Genomic DNA, 228 nt, shown 5'->3' on the forward strand with positions numbered 1-228 from the left:
CTTTGTCCGTCCGCGCCGGTCCTCGAGCCCGTGCACGCCGTCGGCGTCATATTTTTTCGTCCAGCCATAGACCTGCTGGTACGACACGGCGAATATCTCGGCTGTCCGTTGATAGTTCCGTCCGTTGTCCAGGCAATACCTGACGATCTCCATGCGTTCCTCGAATGTTGTCTTTCTCCCTTTGGCCATAGCTCGATCCATCCCTTTTCTCGAATCTGTTAACTCGCT

Annotated in this window: 1 protein-coding gene; it reads right to left on the bottom strand. The window is 54.8% G+C overall.

Features of this window, described 5'->3' with window-relative positions; all coding sequences use genetic code 11:
* Positions 1-228: helix-turn-helix domain-containing protein (locus tag EVJ22_RS15430; RefSeq protein WP_131444304.1), on the bottom strand; the 228-nt coding region annotated here is incomplete at both ends.

The organism is Exiguobacterium sp. SH0S7 (assembly GCF_004337195.1).
In the GTDB taxonomy this organism is placed as follows: Bacteria; Bacillota; Bacilli; order Exiguobacteriales; family Exiguobacteriaceae; genus Exiguobacterium; species Exiguobacterium aurantiacum_A.